Origin of the sequence: Leyella stercorea (genome assembly GCF_019052365.1) — a bacterium.
Taxonomy (GTDB): Bacteria; Bacteroidota; Bacteroidia; order Bacteroidales; family Bacteroidaceae; genus Prevotella.
Genome location: NZ_JAHQUY010000149.1, coordinates 1 through 1778 on the forward strand (window position 1 = coordinate 1; position 1778 = coordinate 1778).

The window sequence follows — 1778 nt, forward strand, 5'->3', positions numbered from 1 at the left end:
ATATGTGCAACTTTTTACTCATATTTATCAACTTAAATTAATTCCGCCAACGGGTTGACAAATGGAAATAGATAAAGAAGTAATACTACTTATGTCTCAAGGCGACGAAAGGGCTTATCGGACCATGTTCCATAAGTTTTACCCCAAAGTACATCGCTTTGTCTTCATGTTGCTGAAGAACATGGACGACGCGGACGATGTATGCCAGATTATTTTTGAGAAAATATGGAATAAGCGTCAGAAGTTTGTCGATATAAAAGATTTTGATTCTTATTTATTTATATTGTCTAAATATACCGTTATTAATTATATCTCAACAAAGCGTGTCATTCCTATAGACATAGACTCCTTGTCCGATAGGTTTGCTAACGAAACTTCGCCACACGATGAGGTGGTGGCAAAGGATACGCAACTGCTTATTGATATGGTGGTTGAGAACATGCCGCCCCAACGCCAGACTGTTTATCGCATGAGTCGTGAGCAATGTCTGAAGAATGACGAAATCGCCCAACAATTAGGATTGCAAAAGAAAACGGTAGAGAACCATCTTAATCTGGCTCTTAAAGAAATAAAAAAAGCCTTGTATCTGATGATTTTATTGCAAGCGTATTGGGTGTAACGGTCTTTTAATATGTCTTTAATATAATAATTGTACGGAATATATTATGGCAGTAAATATAAAACAAATCATAGCATATTATTTAGAGCACGATGTGTCTGCTAAAAACAGAGATAGGGTGTTGGAGCGGATTGCGCACGCTAAGGACGACAAGGATGTAAATGAGTCTTTAGGTTCATTGTGGGCTCAGTCTGACTCTGCGTCTATGGACAATGGCGAAATATCTGCGGCTTATGAACGGCTACGGATAACAAACGTGGAAAAGAAAAAGAGCAAATACCTTAAGCTCTTCACTTGGCAAAGGATTGCTGCCGTTATTGTCCCCTTGGTTATGTTCGTTGTGTTTGGCAAGCTGTATGTTCAAATGAGCGATGAGTTGAAGGCTTCGCAGGTGGTGGCTATGCTTCATGAGCATACTATCTCCGGCGAATGCAAGACGATAGCTTTGGCAGACGGTACGCAGGTAAGGCTGAATCAGAGTTCGGTACTTCTTTATCCCGAGAAGTTTGTAGGCAAGGAACGCAAGGTGTTCTTGACTGGCGAGGCTTTCTTTGATATCAAGCACGACGGCAGACATCCTTTTCATGTGAGCACACCTTATTTTGATATAACCGACTTGGGAACATCCTTCTCGGTATCTTCCTACGCAACAGACGAGGAGGTTTCCACTACGCTCAAAACAGGTAAGATAGAGCTTAAGATAGTAGGCGAGGACAAGGTGTATAGGATGAAACCTAACGATCAGTTGGTGTATAATGTGCATACCAAGTCGGTCGATTTGCGTTTGGTTTCGGATGAGGATGACGGGTTGAGTTGGCGAAACAAGCAGATCTTGCTTGATGATGTCACTCTGGCTGAGGCTGCCCGCATGATGGGCGGTGTCTATGGCGTTAAGTTCGTCTTCCGGTCGTCACGCCACCGTAACACAAAGATTACCGTCCACTTCAATCGTGGAGAAAGTCTTAAGAAAGCCTTGGCTATCGTGAAGAATCTGGTACCGGGATTGGAGTATGAGCTGAAGAAGGACGAGGTGGTTATAAAATAGTTATGGCAAGAATAGTGGAGCGCATCATGATGAATGATGCGCTTTTTTTGATAAAAGTTTACCCCAATTCGGGATAAAATAGCGATTAGTTGCATGTGAAGACAGATACACGAG

Annotated in this window: 2 protein-coding genes; both read left to right on the forward strand. The window is 42.1% G+C overall.

All coding sequences use genetic code 11. The features are described 5' to 3' along the window. The first annotated feature begins 61 nt into the window (after positions 1 to 61). On the forward strand, positions 62 to 619 hold the full coding sequence (locus tag KTQ90_RS13185) for a sigma-70 family RNA polymerase sigma factor (RefSeq protein WP_217318808.1): 558 nt from the start codon (positions 62 to 64) through the stop codon (positions 617 to 619). Positions 620 to 665: 46 nt separating this feature from the next. Next, positions 666 to 1664, forward strand: coding sequence for a FecR family protein (locus KTQ90_RS13190; protein WP_217318809.1), 999 nt, complete (start codon positions 666 to 668; stop codon positions 1662 to 1664). Positions 1665 to 1778: the final 114 nt, after the last annotated feature.

Excerpts from the sequence above, each read along its gene's own strand:
- KTQ90_RS13185 (WP_217318808.1), top strand. The coding sequence starts at position 62 with ATGGAAATAGATAAAGAAGTAATACTACTTATGTCTCAAGGCGACGAA.
- KTQ90_RS13190 (WP_217318809.1), top strand. The coding sequence starts at position 666 with ATGGCAGTAAATATAAAACAAATCATAGCATATTATTTAGAGCACGAT.